18 protein-coding genes are annotated in these 19434 nt (G+C 56.8%); 5 read left to right on the top strand and 13 right to left on the bottom strand.

Features of this window, described 5'->3' with window-relative positions:
- Nucleotides 1-307: 307 nt before the first annotated feature.
- The 4 genes from galS to P2R09_RS08950 form a co-directional block, all read right to left on the bottom strand.
- Complete coding sequence (gene galS, locus P2R09_RS08965) at nucleotides 308-1348, bottom strand: HTH-type transcriptional regulator GalS (protein ID WP_003854118.1); 1041 nt, start codon at nucleotides 1346-1348, stop codon at nucleotides 308-310.
- 146 nt (nucleotides 1349-1494) lie between these two features.
- Nucleotides 1495-2655, bottom strand: a complete 1161-nt coding sequence (gene yeiB / locus P2R09_RS08960; RefSeq protein ID WP_275768907.1) for a DUF418 domain-containing protein YeiB — start codon at nucleotides 2653-2655, stop codon at nucleotides 1495-1497.
- Between the two features lie 48 nt (nucleotides 2656-2703).
- The gene (gene folE / locus P2R09_RS08955) at nucleotides 2704-3369 is read right to left on the bottom strand and encodes a GTP cyclohydrolase I FolE (protein ID WP_008926107.1); all 666 of its coding nucleotides are present in this window, start codon (nucleotides 3367-3369) and stop codon (nucleotides 2704-2706) included.
- A 124-nt stretch (nucleotides 3370-3493) separates the two neighbouring features.
- A complete protein-coding gene (locus P2R09_RS08950; RefSeq protein WP_275768904.1) occupies nucleotides 3494-4621 on the bottom strand; it encodes a YbfB/YjiJ family MFS transporter in 1128 nt (375 codons plus the stop codon).
- A gap of 117 nt (nucleotides 4622-4738) precedes the next feature.
- On the opposite strand from P2R09_RS08950, the gene P2R09_RS08945 reads away from it, so the two are divergent.
- The 3 genes from P2R09_RS08945 (at nucleotide 4739) to fghA (ending at nucleotide 7703) form a co-directional block, all read left to right on the top strand.
- Nucleotides 4739-5650 (top strand): LysR family transcriptional regulator, encoded by a 912-nt coding sequence (locus P2R09_RS08945; RefSeq protein WP_003854125.1) that lies wholly within the window; start codon nucleotides 4739-4741, stop codon nucleotides 5648-5650.
- A 73-nt stretch (nucleotides 5651-5723) separates the two neighbouring features.
- On the top strand, nucleotides 5724-6848 hold the full coding sequence (locus tag P2R09_RS08940) for an S-(hydroxymethyl)glutathione dehydrogenase/class III alcohol dehydrogenase (protein ID WP_003854127.1): 1125 nt from the start codon (nucleotides 5724-5726) through the stop codon (nucleotides 6846-6848).
- Nucleotides 6849-6860: 12 nt separating this feature from the next.
- Complete coding sequence (gene fghA / locus P2R09_RS08935) at nucleotides 6861-7703, top strand: S-formylglutathione hydrolase (protein WP_008926109.1); 843 nt, start codon at nucleotides 6861-6863, stop codon at nucleotides 7701-7703.
- Between the two features lie 142 nt (nucleotides 7704-7845).
- On the opposite strand, the gene P2R09_RS08930 is transcribed toward fghA, so the two are convergent.
- The 5 genes from P2R09_RS08930 to P2R09_RS08910 all read right to left on the bottom strand — a co-directional run bounded on the left by P2R09_RS08930 (nucleotide 7846) and on the right by P2R09_RS08910 (nucleotide 12825).
- Nucleotides 7846-8634: an ABC transporter ATP-binding protein gene (locus tag P2R09_RS08930; RefSeq protein WP_275768900.1), complete on the bottom strand. Its 789-nt coding sequence runs from the start codon at nucleotides 8632-8634 to the stop codon at nucleotides 7846-7848.
- The gene (locus P2R09_RS08925; RefSeq protein ID WP_275768898.1) at nucleotides 8634-9710 is read right to left on the bottom strand and encodes an iron ABC transporter permease; all 1077 of its coding nucleotides are present in this window, start codon (nucleotides 9708-9710) and stop codon (nucleotides 8634-8636) included. Before P2R09_RS08925 ends, P2R09_RS08930 begins: the two co-directional genes overlap by 1 nt.
- A 280-nt stretch (nucleotides 9711-9990) precedes the next feature.
- Nucleotides 9991-11457, bottom strand: a complete 1467-nt coding sequence (locus P2R09_RS08920; protein ID WP_003854132.1) for an amino acid permease — start codon at nucleotides 11455-11457, stop codon at nucleotides 9991-9993.
- 117 nt (nucleotides 11458-11574) lie between these two features.
- Nucleotides 11575-12441 carry a DNA-binding transcriptional regulator YeiE gene (gene yieE, locus P2R09_RS08915; RefSeq protein WP_275768896.1) on the bottom strand — a complete coding sequence of 289 codons (867 nt, stop codon included), beginning with the start codon at nucleotides 12439-12441 and terminating at the stop codon, nucleotides 11575-11577.
- Between the two features lie 9 nt (nucleotides 12442-12450).
- Complete coding sequence (locus tag P2R09_RS08910) at nucleotides 12451-12825, bottom strand: YkvA family protein (protein ID WP_275768894.1); 375 nt, start codon at nucleotides 12823-12825, stop codon at nucleotides 12451-12453.
- A 106-nt stretch (nucleotides 12826-12931) separates the two neighbouring features.
- Here P2R09_RS08910 and P2R09_RS08905 point away from each other — a divergent pair, with 106 nt between their 5' ends.
- Nucleotides 12932-13987 carry a YeiH family putative sulfate export transporter gene (locus P2R09_RS08905; RefSeq protein ID WP_275768892.1) on the top strand — a complete coding sequence of 352 codons (1056 nt, stop codon included), beginning with the start codon at nucleotides 12932-12934 and terminating at the stop codon, nucleotides 13985-13987.
- A 51-nt stretch (nucleotides 13988-14038) separates the two neighbouring features.
- Nucleotides 14039-14884 carry a deoxyribonuclease IV gene (gene nfo / locus P2R09_RS08900; RefSeq protein WP_275768890.1) on the top strand — a complete coding sequence of 282 codons (846 nt, stop codon included), beginning with the start codon at nucleotides 14039-14041 and terminating at the stop codon, nucleotides 14882-14884.
- 167 nt (nucleotides 14885-15051) lie between these two features.
- Here the strand turns inward: nfo and fruA are convergent, their stop codons facing one another.
- From fruA to P2R09_RS08880, 4 genes are all read right to left on the bottom strand, one after another.
- Complete coding sequence (gene fruA, locus P2R09_RS08895) at nucleotides 15052-16764, bottom strand: PTS fructose transporter subunit IIBC (RefSeq protein WP_275768888.1); 1713 nt, start codon at nucleotides 16762-16764, stop codon at nucleotides 15052-15054.
- 16 nt (nucleotides 16765-16780) lie between these two features.
- Nucleotides 16781-17719: a 1-phosphofructokinase gene (gene fruK / locus P2R09_RS08890; RefSeq protein WP_003854138.1), complete on the bottom strand. Its 939-nt coding sequence runs from the start codon at nucleotides 17717-17719 to the stop codon at nucleotides 16781-16783.
- A complete protein-coding gene (gene fruB / locus P2R09_RS08885) occupies nucleotides 17716-18846 on the bottom strand; it encodes a fused PTS fructose transporter subunit IIA/HPr protein (protein ID WP_003854139.1) in 1131 nt (376 codons plus the stop codon). The genes fruK and fruB overlap by 4 nt, the downstream gene beginning before the upstream one ends.
- 272 nt (nucleotides 18847-19118) lie before the next feature.
- Nucleotides 19119-19373, bottom strand: coding sequence for a YkgJ family cysteine cluster protein (locus P2R09_RS08880; protein WP_275768885.1), 255 nt, complete (start codon nucleotides 19371-19373; stop codon nucleotides 19119-19121).
- Between the last annotated feature and the right edge of the window lie 61 nt (nucleotides 19374-19434).

The following is a 19434-nucleotide window of genomic DNA, read 5'->3' as shown; positions in this document are numbered from 1 at the left end:
TATCTCCGGTTTTATTATGCAGGGTCTTTTTAGCGCTACCGCGCAACATGCGGGAGAGCAATCGGTAAAACAGATCGGCGCGTCGGCTAACGTAATGGGGATGTTGAGCCGTTGAACACCGTCTAAAACCTGACATCCTTGTGCCTGAATGCTTCCATGAAGAGGGGGTGAACCCTATAACCGGCTACTGAGACCACAACTGATGCCGTTACACTGGCGTTACATAATGTTTCAGTCCGGTAAGACGCTGCCATCATAGTGAGAGCAATGTTAATTAACTGTGAATGTAATCACAGATTGAAAACGGTTACATGCCTGAATCGCCTGAATTAGTGACGGACTCCACATTTTGCCGCTGCGCCACCGAATGACGCCGCACCAGCGTCGGCATAAAGATATGTGTTGCGGTGTCATCAAGCAGGCCTGCTGCGCCCTGCAGTGCCAGTTCTGTGGCAATTTTTGCCATAGATACAATGGGATAGCGAACAGTCGTTAACTGCGGATCGGTGTAACGGGAAATGGGAATATCATCGAAGCCAATGACAGAAAAATGCTGTGGAACCTGAATGCCGTTGTCTTTCAGCGCAGTGAGCGCGCCAGCAGCCATGCCGTCGTTATAGGCAAACACCGCCGTAAGGTTGAGATTGCGCCCCAGCAACTCCACCATCGCTGCTTCACCGCCCTGCATGTCGGGCTCTGCACTGGCTATCCAGCTCTCCTGGGGCCGAATGCCCTGCTCTGCCATTGCCTGCATCCACCCTTCACGACGCTGGGCGACATCTTCGATCGGATGACTGGAGCAGAGATAGCCGATGCGGCTATGTCCCTGTTGTAACAGGGTTCTTGAAGCCATCAATGCGCCAGTGACGTTATCCAGACTGACGCTGCGGTGTTCAAAACCGGGAACGATACGGTTAATGACCACCATGCCGGGCACGTGCTGCATAAAGTCCGCCAGTTCCGCGTCCGGCAGTGTTTTTGCGTGCACCACCAGCGCGCTGCAGCGCTGACGGATCAGCACTTCAATGGCATGACGCTCTTTCTCTTCCTGATGCCAGGAGTTGCTGATTAACACATGTTTGTGCACGCGCTGCGCTACGGTATCAACTGCTTTAACCAGCGCCCCGAAGAAGGGATCGGAGACATCCATCACCACCACCCCAATCGTGTCGCTGACCTGCGTCGCCAGCGCCTGGGCGTTGGCGTTTGGGCGATAGCCCAGCGCTTCAACCGCCTGTAACACGGTGTCACGGGTGTCTGAGGTCACGGCGTTGCTCTGATTAAGGACGCGCGACACGGTCGCCACTGACACGCCAGCCTGACGGGCAACATCACGAATAGTTATCATGCAGCAGTTCCAGAAAGGAAAATTAGGCATCACGCCGGGTTGAACACCGACGCTATTTTGTCAGGGGCAGGAGGCGTACAGCGTGAATTGCGTCACATCAATGAAAACGGTTACATACAATTCTGTAACCTTTGTGATGGCGGTCATTATCTTGCGTTGTCAGTGATACGTGATCTGCCGGCTGAGAGCAGTGTAAGCCGCCGCCAAAGCCATTCCAGCGGACCCTGTGCAAAGAAATGTAACCAGATGAGTGAAAACAGGATATTGAAGAGCCATACCGCAGGCACTATCAGCAGCAGTTCCAGCCGGGTAAAGTGCATATAGAAGCCAAAGCGATAGAACAACGTAGTGCAGATCACGGTCTGAAGCAGGTAGTTGGTCAGCGCCATCCGGCCCACGCACTGGATAGCATAGCTGATGCGCCAGCGCGCGATCTGCGGCCAGTAAGCCAGGCAGAGTGCGGTGTAGCCCAGACTGATTAGCGGGCTGGCGAGGTCACGCGGCGCCTGCAGGTAAAATGCGGTCCAGCGAAACTCCCAATGTAACAGCCATTGCGCTGCCACACCGGCCACCGCAATGGAGAATCCTATGATTAACAGCAGCGCCGCCGCCTGACGATAATGCCGTGCAGGGAATTCGCCAATCAGCCAGCCGCTGCGCAGCAGTGCGCCACCGATCATCATCAGACCTGCCAGCTGCCAGCCATACTGCGCTGCAAGCGCCATCAGCCCTGACGAAAGATGGTCCAGCCGGTTCTGTATCGCGTCCCAGCCTCCAGCGAGTTTCCAGAACTGTTCATATTGCAGTTCCGCTGCGCCCGGCAGCCAGGAATTAGTCGGTTCAGGAGAGGAGATCGACCCAAACACCAGCAGCACCCCACAGCCGACCAGGTAGAGCAGAATGCCGGTATTCATCAGGCTGCGGGTGGAGGGAACATCACGCAGCACCCGCCACACCACCAGCCCGATAATGCCGTAGTCCAGCAGGATGTCCCCTTCCCAGAGAAAAACCCCGTGTACAAAACCGATCAGGACCAGAAGGGAAAGCCGGGCTGTGAGCCAGCGACTGCCGCGCGGCAGCTGCATTTGCAGACCCGCGCCAAACAGCAGCGCAAACAGCGTGAGGAATTTGAGCTGAGCAAAAACGTCAGAGAGCGCCCACGTCCAGGCATCGGAAAGAGTGACGCTACCCTGCCAGGCTGGATTAAGGTAGGCGGCTGAAGGCAGACCGAAGCCGACAATATTGAGCAGCAGAATGCCGAGAATGGCACATCCACGAATGAAATCCAGCGCTTGATAGCGTTGCATGCGGCACCTGCACATTGAGGCGGGCAACGTTACGCGCCCGCCATAAACTCAACTATGGCGCACCGCGCGCAAAAATTCCTGACGGGTGTTCTGACTGGACTTGAACAGGCCACCCAGCGACGTCGTGGTAGTGGCGCTGGTGGCATCTTTTACGCCACGCGCTTTGACACAGTAGTGCACCGCATCAATAGAAACAGCCACATTGTTAGTGCCCAGCAGCGTCTGCAATGCAACCAGAACCTGCTGCGTCAGCCGCTCCTGCACCTGCGGACGCTGAGCAAAGAACTGCACGATGCGGTTAATTTTCGACAGGCCAATCACCTTTTCTTTGGGAATATAGGCGACGGTAGCCTTGCCATCAATGATCACAAAGTGGTGTTCACAGGTGCTGGTCAGGGTGATATCACGCACGGTCACCATCTCATCGACCTTCATTTTGTTCTCAATGACGGTGATTTTCGGGAAGTTTGCGTAGTCGAGGCCGGAAAAGATTTCATCCACATACATTTTGGCGATGCGATGTGGCGTTTCCATCAGGCTGTCATCTTCAAGATCCAGATTCAGCAGCTGCATAATCTCGGTCATGTGCCCGGCAATCAGGCTCTTACGCGTTTCGTCATCAATGTCGCGCGTCGGTGCACGTAACGGCGTTTCCAGTCCACGCGCCAGCAGCGCTTCGTGAACCAGGGCAGCTTCCTGACTTAAGGTGCTCATCTACTCTTCTCCGGCTGGTGTTGCGCCCGCAAGCTTTTGCCTGCGGGCCCTGTAATCAGGCGCGTATTGTGAAACTTTCTTTGCGGGGAATCCAGCAATCAATCAGATTGGTGATGAAAGCTTTTCACTCAATTCTTCGCCAGACCAGCAGGCCTGCCCAGACCAGACTCACCCCTGCCACCCAGAGCGCAGGCTCAAGCCGATGTAGCAAGGCCGTTGAGAGAAAAGAGAGCAGCGGGCCGACAAGTTGTCCAATCGCATAGCCGGTCGTCAGCAGGCCAGCCATGAAACGCAGATGGTTGGGCGCCAGTTCGCGGGCGCAGAGCATTGACAACTGCACCACACTCAGGAAGCCGCCTCCGACCAGCAACGCACCGGCCAGCAGGCCACTAAAGCCGGGCAGAAGCGCCGCAGCAAATACACCCAGCGCCTGTGCCCAGAGCACCAGCGCCAGGCGGACATGGCTGTGCCCCCAGCGCCGCGTCAGGATACCCAGCAGGATGCCGATCATTGCAGCCCCGCCAAATATCGGCCAGACAAACTGCGCAAAGATGCCGTCCGGAAAACGTGTGGCGGCCATCTGCGACAGAAAAGTCGCGGGCAGGATGTAGCCAAACCCTGCCAGACTGTAACTCAGCACCAGACGTTTAAGATTGCGGTTCAGCACCAGCGGCTCGGGTGCCTGATCCGGACGATGCAGTTCGCCGCGACGTGGTAAGTTACGGGTGATTAGCGCAATCAGCAGCAGCGCCAGCGCACCGTAAGCAGCCCAGGCCAGACCGGCGGAGACCTGGAATGTGTGCAGCGCTACCCCCAGCAAACCACTGACAAAAATGCCGCAACCCGGCCCGGCAAACACGGCCGCCGACAACCCTGCCCGCCCATGCCGATGCAGCTGCTCGTTGCTCCAGGCCGCCACCAGCACCATCGCCCAGCCGCTGGCCCAGCCAATCAGAAAACGAATAGCGCCATGAAGCCACGGGCCGGTTGCCAGTGCCGAGAGCAGCGTCAGGATTACCGCGCCCCATACACCCGCCTGCAGCCGCAGTTCGACCCTTCGATGCGCCCGCATCGCATCAAAGGAGCCACACAGATAGCCTAAATAGTTGAGGGCTGCGACCAGGCTGGCACTGGTAAGCGTCAGCTGGTGAGCCTGAATCATCAGTGGCACCTGCGGCGTAAAGGCAAATCGCCCTATGCCCATCGCCACAAATAAAGTTAAAAATGCACTGAGCGCGACGCGTAACGCCATTGCTGAACTCCTGTTGTTCTGCCCTGAGATCTCTTCTGACTTGCTAATAGCATGCAGGATGACTAAACTCACGGAAAGTGAATAATATTAACCAACTTGCTTACAGGAAGAGAAGATATGGATTTAGTTCAGCTGCGTATGTTCTGTTCCGTCGCCGAAACGGGTTCACTGGCGCGCGCAGCAGAACATCTGCATCGCGTCCCCTCTAATCTCACCACGCGGCTGCGTCAGCTGGAAGAAGAATTGGGTGTGGATCTCTTCATTCGTGAGAAGCAGCGCATTCGCCTGTCGCCGATGGGCCATAATTTCCTGAATTATGCGCAACGCATTCTGGCGTTAAGTGAAGAAGCGATGAGCATGACCCGAACCGGCGAACCGGCGGGAAACTTTGCACTGGGCTCCATGGAGAGCACCGCAGCGACCCGTCTGCCTGGCCTGCTCGCCGCCTATCATCAGCGCTTTCCTAAAGTGGCGTTGTCGCTGATTACCGGCACCTCAGGCGAAATTATCGATCGGGTCCGTGAAGGCACCCTGGCCGCTGCGCTGGTGGATGGCCCGGTTTCTCATGATGACCTGAATGGCTGCATCGCCTTTCGCGAGGAGATGGTGCTCATCACCGGGCTGGATCATGGGCCAATCACCACGGCGCGCGACGTGCAGGACGATACCCTGTTTGCGTTCCGCAACAGCTGCTCTTACCGGGTGAAGCTGGAGAGCTGGTATCGCGACAGCCAGACCGCACCCAACAGTGTGATGGAGATTCAGTCCTATCACGCCATGCTGGCCTGCGTAGCGGGCGGCGCAGGGGTCGCGATGATTCCAGCCTCGGTGCTGAAGCAGATGGCAGATCGGTCGCGGGTGCAGGCGCATACCCTGCCCGCAGCTTATCGCGACACCGCCACCTGGCTGATGTGGCGGCGTGACGCCTTTACCCCGAATGTCGAAGCGCTGAAATACCTGATTATTGAACAGTTTGACGATCGTCCGCTCAACGATGAGCTGATCCACCCATTGCAGGCGACGGAATAAGCGTTCCACGCTATGTTTAACTCACGAAAAAAGGCGCTATCACGCGTCACAATCTGACTGGAAGAGGGATTGCATGAACATGATCAAAACCCGTGCCGCTGTTGCCTGGGCTGCTGGCGAACCACTGAAAATCGAAGAAGTGGATTTAATGCCACCGCAGAAAGGTGAAGTGCTGGTGCGTATTGTCGCGACCGGTGTCTGTCATACCGACGCCTACACCCTCTCCGGCACTGACCCGGAAGGTGTTTTCCCGGCGATTCTTGGCCATGAAGGCGGCGGCATCGTGGAAGCGGTGGGCGAAGGTGTAACCAGTGTGGAAGTGGGAGACCATGTCATCCCGCTTTACACCCCGGAGTGCGGAAAATGTAAGTACTGTCTGTCGGGCAAAACTAACCTCTGTCAGGCGATTCGCGCCACCCAGGGTAAAGGCCTGATGCCGGACGGCACCACCCGCTTCTTCAAAGATGGCAAACCGATTTTCCATTACATGGGCACCTCGACCTTCTCTGAATACACCGTCATCCCGGAGATCTCACTGGCAAAAATCAGTAAAGAAGCACCGCTGGAAGAGGTTTGTCTGCTGGGCTGTGGCGTCACGACCGGCATGGGCGCGGTAATGAACACCGCCAAAGTGAAAGAAGGCGACACCGTGGCGATCTTCGGTCTCGGCGGCATCGGACTTTCTGCGGTGATTGGCGCGAAAATGGCGAAAGCAGGCCGTATCATTGCCATCGACCTCAACACCAGCAAATTCGATCTGGCACGTAAACTGGGTGCCACCGATCTGATTAACCCGAAAGATTACGATAAGCCGATTCAGGATGTGATTGTCGAGCTGACCGACGGCGGCGTGGACTTCTCGTTTGAGTGTATCGGTAACGTCAACGTAATGCGTTCCGCACTGGAGTGCTGCCACAAAGGCTGGGGCGAGTCTGTGATTATCGGTGTTGCCGGTGCCGGTGAAGAGATCTCTACCCGTCCGTTCCAGCTGGTAACCGGTCGCGTCTGGCGCGGTTCCGCGTTCGGCGGCGTGAAAGGCCGTTCACAGCTGCCAGGCATTGTACAGGATTACCTCGACGGTAAATTTGCGCTGAATGATTTCATCACCCACACCATGCCGCTGGAAGAGATCAACGACGCCTTTGATTTGATGCACGAAGGAAAATCGATTCGCTCGGTCGTGCACTTTAACAAGTAATCAGGAGGCGTTATGGCATCCACTCTGGAGCTACTGGAAGAACACCGTATTTTTGGCGGCTGGCAGCAGCGCTGGCGTCATCAGTCAGCCGTGCTGAACTGCCCGATGACCTTTAGCATCTATCTGCCCACCCCGCACGGTGATGCACCGCCGCCGGTGGTCTGGTTTTTAGCCGGCCTGACCTGTAACGACGAGAATTTCACCACCAAAGCGGGCGCGCAGCGCGTTGCAGCGGAACTGGGTCTGGTGCTGATTATGCCGGACACCAGCCCGCGCGGTGACGGCGTAGCGAACGATGAGGGATACGATCTGGGTCAGGGTGCGGGATTTTATCTCAATGCTACCCAGCAACCCTGGGCGAGTCATTTCCGCATGTTCGACTATCTGAGCAGCGAGTTACCTGCCCTGATTGCGGATAACTTCAAGGTCAGTGAACGCCAGTCAATCATGGGTCATTCTATGGGCGGACACGGCGCCCTGATGCTGGCGCTGCGTCTGGGTAACCGCTTTGCCTCGGCTTCAGCCTTTGCACCGATTGTGAATCCAATGCAGGTGCCGTGGGGCCAGAAAGCGTTTCAGGCCTATCTGGGCGACGATCGTGCGGCGTGGCGGGAATATGACAGCTGCCAGCTGATGGCGGAAGTCTCCCATCGGTTGCCAATGCTGATCGATCAGGGTGACAGCGATCAGTTCCTGGCCGATCAGCTGCAACCAGAGCGGTTAGAGGAGATCGCCCGCGAGGTGGGTTTCCCGCTGACGCTGCGTATTCAGCCGGGTTATGACCATAGCTACTTCTTTATTGCCAGTTTTGTGGAAGATCATCTTCGCTTCCATGCCCAGCATCTGCTGGCGTAAATAATCAGGGCCGCTATTGCGGCCCTCTTTTTTGCATGCTGTAGAGGCGGGAACATTGTTGCAACGTCAGCGCCCTGCCAGCCCTGCACTCTCCTTTCCGAAAGAGGCGGATACTTCAGCCGCCGCAACCTTAACCTGACGATCAGACTAAGGCCGGACCGGTCAGCCCATCGATCATCACCTGCGGAATGCCGCGTGAGCAGTGTTCGATACGGCCGTTGACGCCATACACTTTTGCCAGCGTAGCCGGCGTAATCACTTTATCCGGCTGCCCTTCGGCGACCAGCGCGCCCTGCTTAAGCATCAGGGCATGTTGCGCATGACGCAGCGCGATGTTGATGTCATGCACCACCACCACCGTCACGATGTTGCGCTGGGCCGTTTCGCGGCGCACCAGATCCATGACGTGGAACTGGTAATTGAGATCCAGCGCGCTCAGCGGTTCATCCAGCAGCAGCAGTTTAGGGCGACGGATTAAAGATTGCGCCAGCCCAACCAGCTGCTTCTGTCCGCCCGAAAGCTGATCAAGGTAGCGCATCGCCAGATGGGCAATGCCCAGTTGTTCCAGCAAATGCATGATTTCCGCTTCACTGCTGGCACTGTGCAGGCCACCGGAGGCACGCTGTGCCACGATAATCGATTCCAGCACATGCAGATGCACGCCCGCAGGCAGCGACTGTGGCAGATAGACTACGTTTTTCGCACGACGGGCAAACGGCTGAGTCATGAGATCTTCACCGTTAAGCCACATCTCACCCTGACCTTTATTCAGACCAGCCAGTGCACGCAACAGCGTCGATTTACCGCAACCATTCGGTCCCAGCAGAACGGTAATCTCACCGCGTGGCAACGGGGCCACGTTGAGGTTTTCAATGACTTTATGTTTGGGATAACCGGCACTGAAGCCGCGTAAGATCAGCCCCTTTTCCATTATACCGCCCCCCGATGACGCAGAATAATACTCAGGAAGAACGGCACACCAATCAGTGACGTCACAATACCCACAGGAATAATGACACCCGGCAGCAGGTTTTTCGACGCGACTGACGCCAGGGAGAGCACCAGCGCACCAACCAGCGCACTGGCAGGCAGATAGAAACGGTGATCTTCACCAAACATCATGCGGGCAATGTGGGGTGCGACCAGACCGATGAAGCCGATGGGCCCCACAAACGCCACCGCCAGCGCAGAAAGGATACTGATGCGCAGCAAGGTGGTCAGGCGCAGCCGACGCACGTCGATACCAAAGCTCACGGCGCGGTCTTCACCCAGACGCAGCGCCGTCAGCTTCCAGCTGCTCATCATTGAGAACGGTACCAGGATGGCCAGCGCCACGGTCAGCACACCAAGCTTTTCCCAGGAGGCCCGGGCCAGGCTGCCCATGGTCCAGAACACCAGACCCTGCAGCGTATCTTCGCTGGCAATGAACTGCATCATTGAAACCAGTGCGTTAAAGGTAAAGACCAGTGCGATACCGAACAGCACGACGCCCGCAGAGGAGACCTGCGTCCAGCGGGTCACGGCATCCAGCATCAGCGCGGCAAACAGTGCAAAGACAAAGGCGTTGGCTGAGATTAACCACTGATCAGGAATGCCAGGAATACCGACGCCGAGAATGATCGCCAGCGCGGCACCAAACGCCGCCGCCGACGAGACACCGAGCGTAAACGGGCTTGCCAGCGGGTTATTCAGGATAGTCTGCATTTCTGCGCCGGCCAGGCCCAGCGACAGCCCGACCACCAGCGCCATCAGTGCATAAGGCAGACGAATATCCCAGACGATAACACGAGTACCGGCATCGACACTGTCGGGGCTGAGCAGCGTATTCCACAGCGTGTCCAGTGAGAGCCCGGCCGGACCGAGCGTAAAGTCGAGGATTAACGAGGCAACAATCGCCACCAGTAATACGCCAATCCAGATCAGGCGGCGGCGCAGCACCTGATGATAGTTTTGCATGGTGTGGTGAAGCGTCTCTTCCCCCGCCAGCAGCGAAGTTTCGGTAGTCATTTTTGAACCCTGTGTGGCTATCACGTCAGAAAACGCAGTCACAATAGTGCAGGTGATAATAATTATCAATTCGTTCGCATAAGCGAGGCGAGAAAAAACCGTAAAAAATGGTGTTGTTATGGGAACGATAATGGCAGTTATAGCGCATTGACGTTAAAGATGGGGAAGATGCTCAGGGCGCATACGTCTTTCGCAAAGACGTATGCGCCTATCGCTTTAAGGCCGGGAGCTGCCTCATCGTGCAGTGTCAGGCACCTGTCTGGAGCGCCAGCGCACAGCTCTAATCTTTGTGAACCGGGAACTCCATCTCGCTGTACTTCACGAAACGGCTGCCGCGCGTCAGCCTGTAGCCGAACCAGATAATCAGGAACAGCGGAAGGCCAATGTAGGTAGCCGCTACGCTGTACCAGTCAATGCTGTCGTTGAGGAATGCCTGATAGTTCTGACCCAGCGTAATGATCAGGCAAAGCACAAAGGCGAAGATCGGCCCCAGCGGGAAGAAGCCGGAACGGTAAGGCAGATCGTTCAGGTCATGTCCCTGGGCGACATAGCCGCGACGGAAGCGATAGTGACTGATGGCAATACCCAGCCAGGCGATAAAACCGGTCATGCCTGAGGTATTCAGCAGCCACAGATAGACTTCCTGATTGCCAAACTTAGAGGTCAGGAAGCACAGCCCGGCCACGACGGTCGTCGCCCATAAGGCATTGCGCGGAACGCCGCCTTTAGAGAGTTTCGCGAAAATACGCGGCGCTTTGCCTTCACTCGCCAGGTTGTAAAGCATACGCGTTGAGGCGTACATACCGGAGTTACCGGCTGACAGCACCGCCGTCAGGATCACCGCATTCATCACCGCTGCCGCAGAGAGCAGACCGGCGTTCTGGAACACCAGGGTGAACGGGCTGACGCTGATATCGTCAATGTCGTTATGCAGCAACTGCGGATCGGTGTACGGCAGGATCAGACTGATAATCAGGATGGCGAACACATAGAACAGTAGGATACGCCAGAAAATCTGCCGCACCGCGCGCGGGATATTTTTCGCCGGATCTTCAGATTCGCCCGCCGCGATACCGATCAGCTCGGTGCCCTGGAAGGAGAATCCCACAATCATCGCCACGCCAATCATTGCCGCAAAGCCACCCGCAAACGGCGCATCGCCAACCTGCCAGTTATGCCAACCCGCATGCTCTGCACCGCGCATAATGCCGGTAATCATCAGCACGCCAACAATGATAAAGATAATCACGGTGGCCACTTTAATGAGCGAGAACCAGTATTCCGCTTCGCCAAAGCCTTTCACCGAGATGTAGTTAAGCAGGAATATCAGACCCAGGAACAGCGCGCTCCAGATCCAGCCTGGCGTGTCAGGGAACCAGTAGGTCATCACCAGCTGGGACGCCACCAGGTCAACCGCGATGGTCACCGCCCAGTTGTACCAGTAGTTCCAGCCGAGGGCGAAGCCAAAGCCCTCTTCAACATATTTCGCGCCGTAGGTGGCGAAAGAACCCGATACGGGCATAAAGGCGGCCAGCTCACCGAGACTGGTCATCAGGAAGTAGACCATCAGGCCGATGAGCATATAGGAGAGAAGTGCTCCACCGGGGCCAGCCTGTGCGATGGTTGCGCCAGAGGCGACAAACAGGCCAGTACCGATTGAACCGCCGATGGCGATCATCGTCAGATGACGGGCTTTTAACGCACGTCGTAATGCAGGTTGTTGTGTTGTATTTGGGTCATTATGCATGTGTTAACGCTACGCTGGGTAAAAATGAGGCGCGATTGTAGCAGCCAGACCGCCTCTGTATAGCTGATGCCATGCTGTTATAAGTTATGTTCATGATCGCGCCCGAATTATTAGCGGTCACTCACGGCAATAGGACAAAAAGCGCGTCAGAGCTTTTGAAATATGCTTCTGCCGGTGATGAATGCGGTAGAGCGTTCGGGTCAGACGCGGCAAAGGAATCGTCAGTTCTGTCAGCGTGCCCGCCTCCAGCAGATCGGCAATCACCCGGCGCGAAAGACAGCTGATACCCATGCCATGCCGCACTGCATGCTTGATCGCTTCGGAGTTGCCCAGCTCCATGCCCAGCTGAAAACTTGGCAGGTGTGACAACAGCAGATAGTCGACGATTTCACGGGTGCCCGAGCCGCGCTCGCGCAGGATCCAGGGCGCTTCGGCCAGAGTTTTCAGCGTCACCGGCTGTTTCAGGATCGCGGCATCAGGCGCGGCAAACACCACCAGTTCATCTTCCAGCCAGGGTTCACTGACCAGCTCGGTCATGTGACACGGCCCTTCAATCAACCCGACGTCTACGCGAAAATCGGAAACCGCCTGAATCACATCCTGACTGTTTCCGACGCTCAGCTCCAGCGGCAACCCCGGAAAATCACGGCGATAAGCGGCCATCATGCCCGGCAGCAGATAGTTACCGATGGTGCTGCTGGCGAAGATGCGGATTGCGCCATTATCCTCTTTGAACAATTGCTCAATTTCACCTGCCTGCTCCAGCAGTCCTACCGCACGCGGATAGAGCAGCCGCCCGTGCTCATTTAACACCAGTCTTTTGCCGACCCGATCAAACAGCTGCACCCCGAGCTGACTCTCCAGATCGGCCAGCGCCGCGCTGACTGCGGACTGCGACAGCGCCAGCAACTGCGAAGCCTGCGTCGTTGAACCGCTTTTGAGCACTTCGGTGAACACTTCGATTTGCCGCAGCGTAATGTGCATTGTTGCCTCTTAACTCAATGAATGCCTGACAAGATAAATCATTAATGCCAGCCAGAGCAGCCCGGCGATGCCCAGCCAGCCTGCCATTTTTTTACCGCGCGCACGCTGAGACTCCGCTTTCGCGATGCTGCTGATACGCACGTCTTTCGGCAGCAACCGCATCAGCACCATGACGCCCGTCGGGATAATCACCGCGTCATCCAGCAGACCAACAAACGGGATCACATCCGGGATGAGATCGATCGGGCTGACGCCATACGCGACCAGCCCCAGCATTGCCACTTTGTTCCACCAGGGTGTGCGCGGATCGCGAAAGGCAAACCACAGCACCCGAGCATCTCTTTTGATCAGCGTCGCCCAGCGGCGCAGACGCGAAACTATCATGATTGCGGCCTTATCGTTTATTCTGGTCAATTATAAATATATTATCAATTTCACTTTTAAGCCAGTCGCCGTCATGATCATGACTCAACCATGAGGAGTGACCACCATGACCGAACTGAGCATCGCTAAACCCCATCATCCTGTTACGCTCTGGTTCCCCGGTCTGCTGCTGACTGCCGCGATTGCCGCGGCTGCCAGCTGGCTCGCACAGCAACCGGTAGTTACAGCAGCGGGGCTGGGTTCACTGACCCTGGCAATTATGCTGGGCATCCTGGTCGGCAATAGCGTCTATACGCCTCTGGCGTCGCGCTGCGACAGCGGCGTGATACTGGCTAAGCAGAAGCTGCTGCGGCTGGGCATCATCCTGTTTGGATTTCGCATCACCTTACAACAGATTGCTGACGTTGGTTTTAGCGGCATCCTGATTGATGCGCTGACGCTGAGCTGCACCTTCTTTATTACCTGCCTGCTGGGCATCCGGCTGCTGAAGCTGGATCGCGATACCGTCTGGCTGATTGGCGCGGGCAGCAGCATCTGTGGGGCAGCGGCCGTACTGGCGACCGAGCCAGTGGTAAAAGCCGCGTCCTCGAAAGTGGCGGTGGCTATTGCAACCGTGGTGCTGTTCGGTACGCTGGCAATCTTTATCTATCCAATGTTGTGGCCGTTGGCGCACCATCTTTTTCCGGACCTGAGTGCATCGCAGTTTGGGGTATTTACCGGTTCGACCATCCATGAAGTGGCACAGGTCGTGGCTGCCGGACACAGCATCAGTCCCGATGCCGAGAACAGCGCGGTGATTGCCAAAATGCTGCGGGTGATGATGCTGGCCCCGTTCCTGCTCTGCCTGAGTGCAGTGCTACGCGGCAAACTCAAAGCGAGCAACGCGCGTCAGCCGGTGACGTTTCCCTGGTTCGCCCTGCTGTTTATCGCAGTCGCGCTGTTTAACTCGCTGCAGCTGCTGCCTGCCACGGTAGTGGCCACGCTGAACGAGCTGGCGGGTCTGCTGCTGGCGATGGCGATGGCGGCTCTTGGATTAACCACCCGTTTTAGCGCATTACGTGAGGCGGGCGTTAAACCGCTGCTGCTGGGCGCACTGGTATTTGGCTGGTTAATCGCGGGTGGCGGCACCATCAATCTGCTGGTGCAACATTTCATGGGCTAACAGCATCGGGTATCATGCCGTTTCAACCGTGCATAGCCCCAGGAGAAAGGCATGAAATATATCGGCGCACACGTGAGTGCGGCAGGTGGTGTGGATCAGGCAGTGATTCGCGCCCATGAAATAGAAGCCACCGCCTTTGCCCTCTTTACTAAAAATCAGCGTCAGTGGAAGGCCGCCCCGCTCTCCACTGAGGTGATTGATGCTTTTCGCGCCGCCTGCGAGACGTACAAATTCAGTCCGCAGCAAATCCTGCCGCACGACAGTTTTCTGATTAACCTCGGTCATCCGGTTGAAGAGGCGCTGGAGAAATCCCGCTCGGCCTTTATTGATGAATTAAAACGTTGTGACCAGCTCGGCCTGACGCTGCTTAACTTCCATCCCGGCAGCCATCTGCATCAGATTGAAGAAGAGGCCTGCCTGAAGCGGATTGCGGAGTCGATCAACATCGCCCTCGACCAGAGCCAGAATGTGACCGCCGTCATTGAGAATACCGCCGGTCAGGGCAGTAACCTCGGATTCCGCTTCGAGCACCTCGCCACCATTATTGAACATGTCGAAGATAAGTCGCGCGTCGGCGTCTGCATTGATACCTGTCATGCGTTTGCTGGCGGATATGACCTGCGTACCGAAGCGGACTGCGAGGCAACCTTTGCTGAGTTTGAGCGCATTGTCGGCTTTGATTATCTGCGCGGTATGCACCTTAACGATGCTAAAAGCGCCTTCGACAGTCGCGTTGACCGCCATCACAGCCTGGGTGAAGGGAATATCGGCAAAACGGCGTTTAGCTGGCTGATGAAAGATCCGCGGTTTGATGGTATTCCGTTAATTCTTGAGACCATTAATCCCGACATCTGGAAAGATGAGATTGCCTGGCTGAAAGCCGAACAGCAGGGATAGAAAAAGGGAGCCAGCTGGCTCCCTGAGATTTTTGACAACGTCTGGCCTGGTTGCTGTAAGACTGAGCCTGCACAGGGAACACGGTCAGATCGGAAAGACGTAAAAGCAAACAGGGAGCCACCGGCTCCCTGTTATTATCACTTCAGCAGATTATGCATTTCTGCACATCAGGCTTTCGCCAGCTGCTCTTCCGGACGTTTCAGTATCGCATAGCCCAGACCCGCAACCGCAGTACCGATGACAATCGACATCAGATAACCGACAACCGGGGTAATGGCGCCAGGGATCAGCAGTACAAAGAGTCCACCGTGCGGTGCCATCAGTTTCGCGCCAATCGCCATGGAGATCGCGCCAGTGATTGCGCCGCCCACGATACAGCAAGGCAGAACGCGCATTGGGTCACGGGCTGCGAATGGAATCGCACCTTCAGAGATAAAGCAGAGACCCAGAACCAGTGCCGCTTTACCACCTTCCTGCTGACCTTTGTTGAATTTACGACGGGCAACCAGCGTCGCCAGACCCATCGCCAGCGGTGGCACCATACCGGCTGCCATGATGGCGGCCATCGGTGCATACGTCTGCGAACTCAGTAAGCCGACGCCAAACGCGTAAGCCACTTTGTTCACCGGACCGCCCATATCGGTACACATCATGCCGCCCAGGATTGCGCCCAGCAGGACCGCATTCGCCGTACCCATGTTAGCCAGCCAGTGTGTCAGGCCACTCATGATGCCCGCAACCGGTTTGCCCACCACGTAGATCATCAGCAGGCCGGTGATCAGACTCGCGAACAGCGGGATAATCAATATCGGTTTCAGCGCTTCCATACTCTGCGGCAGTTTGACTTTGCCACTGATCAACTTCGCTGCGTAGCCGGCAATAAAGCCCGCGATAATACCGCCTAAGAAGCCTGCATTGATGCTGGTGGCGATCATACCGCCAATCAGACCTGGCGTCAGACCCGGACGGTCAGCGATGGAGAAGGCGATAAAGCCCGCCAGTACTGGTACCATCAGGGCAAAGGCGCTACCCCCACCGATTTGCATCAGCGCAGCGGCCAGAGTGCCCTGTTCTTTAAACGCTGTGATACCAAAAGCAAACGACAGGGCGATGCTCAGACCACCCGCGACCACCATCGGCAGCATGTAAGAAACACCAGTCAGCAGGTGACGATAAGCCCCTGCCCCGCCTTTCTTCTCTTCTTCACTGCTATTGCTCTGTCCGCCAGCCACCGCTTTATACGGCTTCGCTTCTGCAACCGCTTTATCCAGTTCCTGCGCGGTTTTCTTCAGCGCCAGACCGGTTGAGGTGCGGTACATCGGCTTCCCGGCAAATTTCGCCAGATCCACTTCGATATCAGCTGCGACGATCACCAGATCGGCGGCAGCAACTTCTTCCGGGGTGATGGCGTTACCCGCACCCACTGAACCGCGAGTTTCAACTTTCACCCACCAGCCGCGACGAGTTGCTTCAGCCTGAATAGCTTCGGCAGCCATAAAGGTGTGTGCCACGCCGGTCGGACAGGCGGTAACGGCCACAACGCGTTTCTGCGCGCCAGCCTGAGCCGGTGCTGCAGCTGATGCACCTGCAGGTGTTGCCACCGCCGCAGGAGCCTGCCAGGTTTTGGCTTCAGCTTTGGCGCGGTTAAGGAAGGTTTCCGGCTCGCGGACCGCCAGCTGGATATCACCCAGCCAGACCGCTTTGCCATTCAGCGCCGCATCATCCGGCACGTTTTTACCCAGCACAATCGCCAGTTCAGCGTCGGCAGGGTTCTCAGTCAGGGTCAGGCCCGCAGCAGCTGCGGCGGCAGCCAGACGTTGTTGCGCCATATATGCGGAAGCCAGTCCCAGTGTAGGATCTTTAATCAGCAGCGTTTTCATTGTCGCTCTCCTGCTGTCAGTTAACGGGTTGTAAGTCGACACGCGCCATCATTGCGGCCAACTGCGTACGATCGGAAACGCCAACGTTGCTCTGGCTGACGGCCATCGCCGCCACGGCAGTCGCAAGACGCAGCGTGTGTTCGCTGGATTCACGCATCAGCAGGCCATAAATCAGGCCGCCCACCATCGAATCACCGGCACCCACGGTGCTGACGACTTCACACACCGGCGGTTTAGCAATCCATTCGCCTGACGCGTTGACCCACAGTGCGCCTTCCGCGCCCAATGAAATCACCACATGGGCGATGCCCTGCTCGCGCAGTTCGTGCGCAGCGCCAATCACATCCTGCAGACCAGGCAGTTTGCGACCGGCCCAGATCTCCAGCTCACGGCGGTTAGGTTTCACCAGCCATGGTGCGGCTTTCAGCCCTGCCACCAGCGCCTCGCGGCTGCTGTCAAAAATGATGCAGGGGCAGTGAGTACGCAGTTCGGTCATCCAGCGGGTAAAGGCATCGTGATCAACGCCTTCTGGCAGGCTGCCGCTGACGCAGACCATGTCGAACTGGCCAAGCCAGGTCAGAGAATCAGCCGTAAAACGATCCCAGTCCTGACCCGTTACCTGGAAACCGGAGAAATTCAGATCGGTAACGTCGCCGGTCTGTTCAGTGAGTTTCACGTTAATACGGGTACGGCCCGGCACCACCTGGAAACGGTTGGCAATGCCCAGCTCGCTGAACAGCTGCTGGAAGCCGTCCTGATTCTCTTTACCCAGGAAGCCACCCACGGTGACATCGATACCCAGGTCTTTCAGGACTTTAGCAACGTTGATGCCCTTGCCCGCCGCGTGCAGCCCAGTGGTTTTCACCAGGTTGACTTCGCCGCGTTCAATTTCAGGGGTATATCCCACCAGGTCATACGCCGGATTCAGCGTGATGGTGGCGACGCGTCTGCTCATGCTGCCCCCTCGCCCAGACCGCTGTTGATCGCCTCTTCAATGGCGGTCAGCGCCTGCTGTGCATCGTCACCGCTGGCGGTAAAGCGCAGGCGATGGCCTTTCTTCACGCCCAGCGCAACCACTTTCATCAGGCTACGGCCGTTAGCAGGTTTACCGCTGCCGTCGAGATTGGTCACAGTGATGTCGCTGTTGAACTGCTTGATTACGCTAACCAGCGCGGTGCCTGGACGGGCATGGAGACCATGCTCGTTGCGAATAGTGAATTCTGCGGTCAGCACCTCAGCCTGCTCATCAACTTCGCTGGTCAGCAGTGCGTAAACGCCTGCCGCATCCGCTTTAAGCAGGCGATCTGCTTTGTTCTGCTGCAGTAATGCGCTGAGGTAACCCAGCACTTCCAGTGGACGTTCATCGGTCGCTGAAACGCTGATTAACAGCGCCGCGGATTCGCCCTGATGGTCGAATGCATGTTCAGCGCGGCTGATGGCAACACCGCTGCGCAGGTTGCCGAGGCTGCTGTCGCTGAGCCAGATGCCCTGACCCAGATTCAGCGGAGCCGTCGAGACCACGTCTGCGACGTAGCTCGCATCCACCACACCCGCGGACTGCAGCCGGCCAGCATTCATTGCCTGCAGAGTCATCAGATCGCTGGCAGCGACGTTGAGCGTAATTAATGAGGTGTCGAAGCTGAACTCGGCGGCCTGTTTTTCGCCCATCAGCAACGCACGGAGATCTTCAGCAGAGGCGGTTTTGAGCTGTTCAGCAATGGTGTCATCGCTCAGAACATGGGTCAGCTGACGCAGCAGCGCCAGATGCTCATCCGACTTAGCGGCAATCCCGATGGCGACATAAGCAGTCTGATCGTCACCCCAGGCAATGCCCTGCGGGAACTGAAACACCTGAACACCGGTTTTCAGGACCATGTCGCGGGTATCGGTGGTGCCATGGGGGATTGCGATGCCGTTGCCGAGGAACGTTGAGGTCTGCTGTTCGCGGGCCAGCATGCCATTGACGTAGCCTTCCGTCACATTACCCGCAGCGGTTAACGCGGCAGCAACCTGACGAATGGCCTCTTCTTTATTCTGGGCGCTGGCTCCGGTATGGATGGCCTGCAATTCGAGCTGGAACATAATTCTCCTCGCTTGCTGAGATTGAATCGTTTCAGCCAGTGGGGATTTTTTTACGCCATGCTGTTGAAAACAGGTGGCGCAGTCACCGCTGAAACGTTTCAGGGATTGTGGTACAGCAACTTTCCGGAGGCAAGAGAATGCGCAAACGGCGTAACAGATTTTTGACGTTACGCACATTTCAGGGGGATTAAGGGGAATAAAAAGTGAACAGGCTGACGCGGTTGCTGTAATGCAGAGATCTGTGGACCGAAAATGTCAGCAGCGTCAGCGCTTCAGGGGGCAGTATCGGCTTCGAGCTGAAGTAAGTATGTCATCGCCTCCTGGCGTGAGTTGCCACACATGCTGTATGCAGGCTGCAGGCCTGCGCAGACGGCAGGACGCAATGGCGACCCAAACAGTTTGCAACGCAGTGAGTCATCAAGCTGAACGCAGGGCGTGTTCGCAGGCTTGCCGTCAGGCATGCCAGGAATAGGTGAAGAGATCGAGGGCGCTGTACAACAGGCACCGCACTGGCTACGGCATTGCATGCTGTGCTCCGGCAGAGAAAGTCGCGGCGACAATAGCAGTCCGGGGCAGAAATTGCCATGG

Source organism: Pantoea sp. Cr_R13, assembly GCF_029222565.1.
GTDB classification, from domain to species: Bacteria; Pseudomonadota; Gammaproteobacteria; order Enterobacterales; family Enterobacteriaceae; genus Pantoea; species Pantoea eucalypti.
Note: the sequence above shows the minus strand (reverse complement) of the source record. Positions and strands in the feature narration are given on the sequence as shown.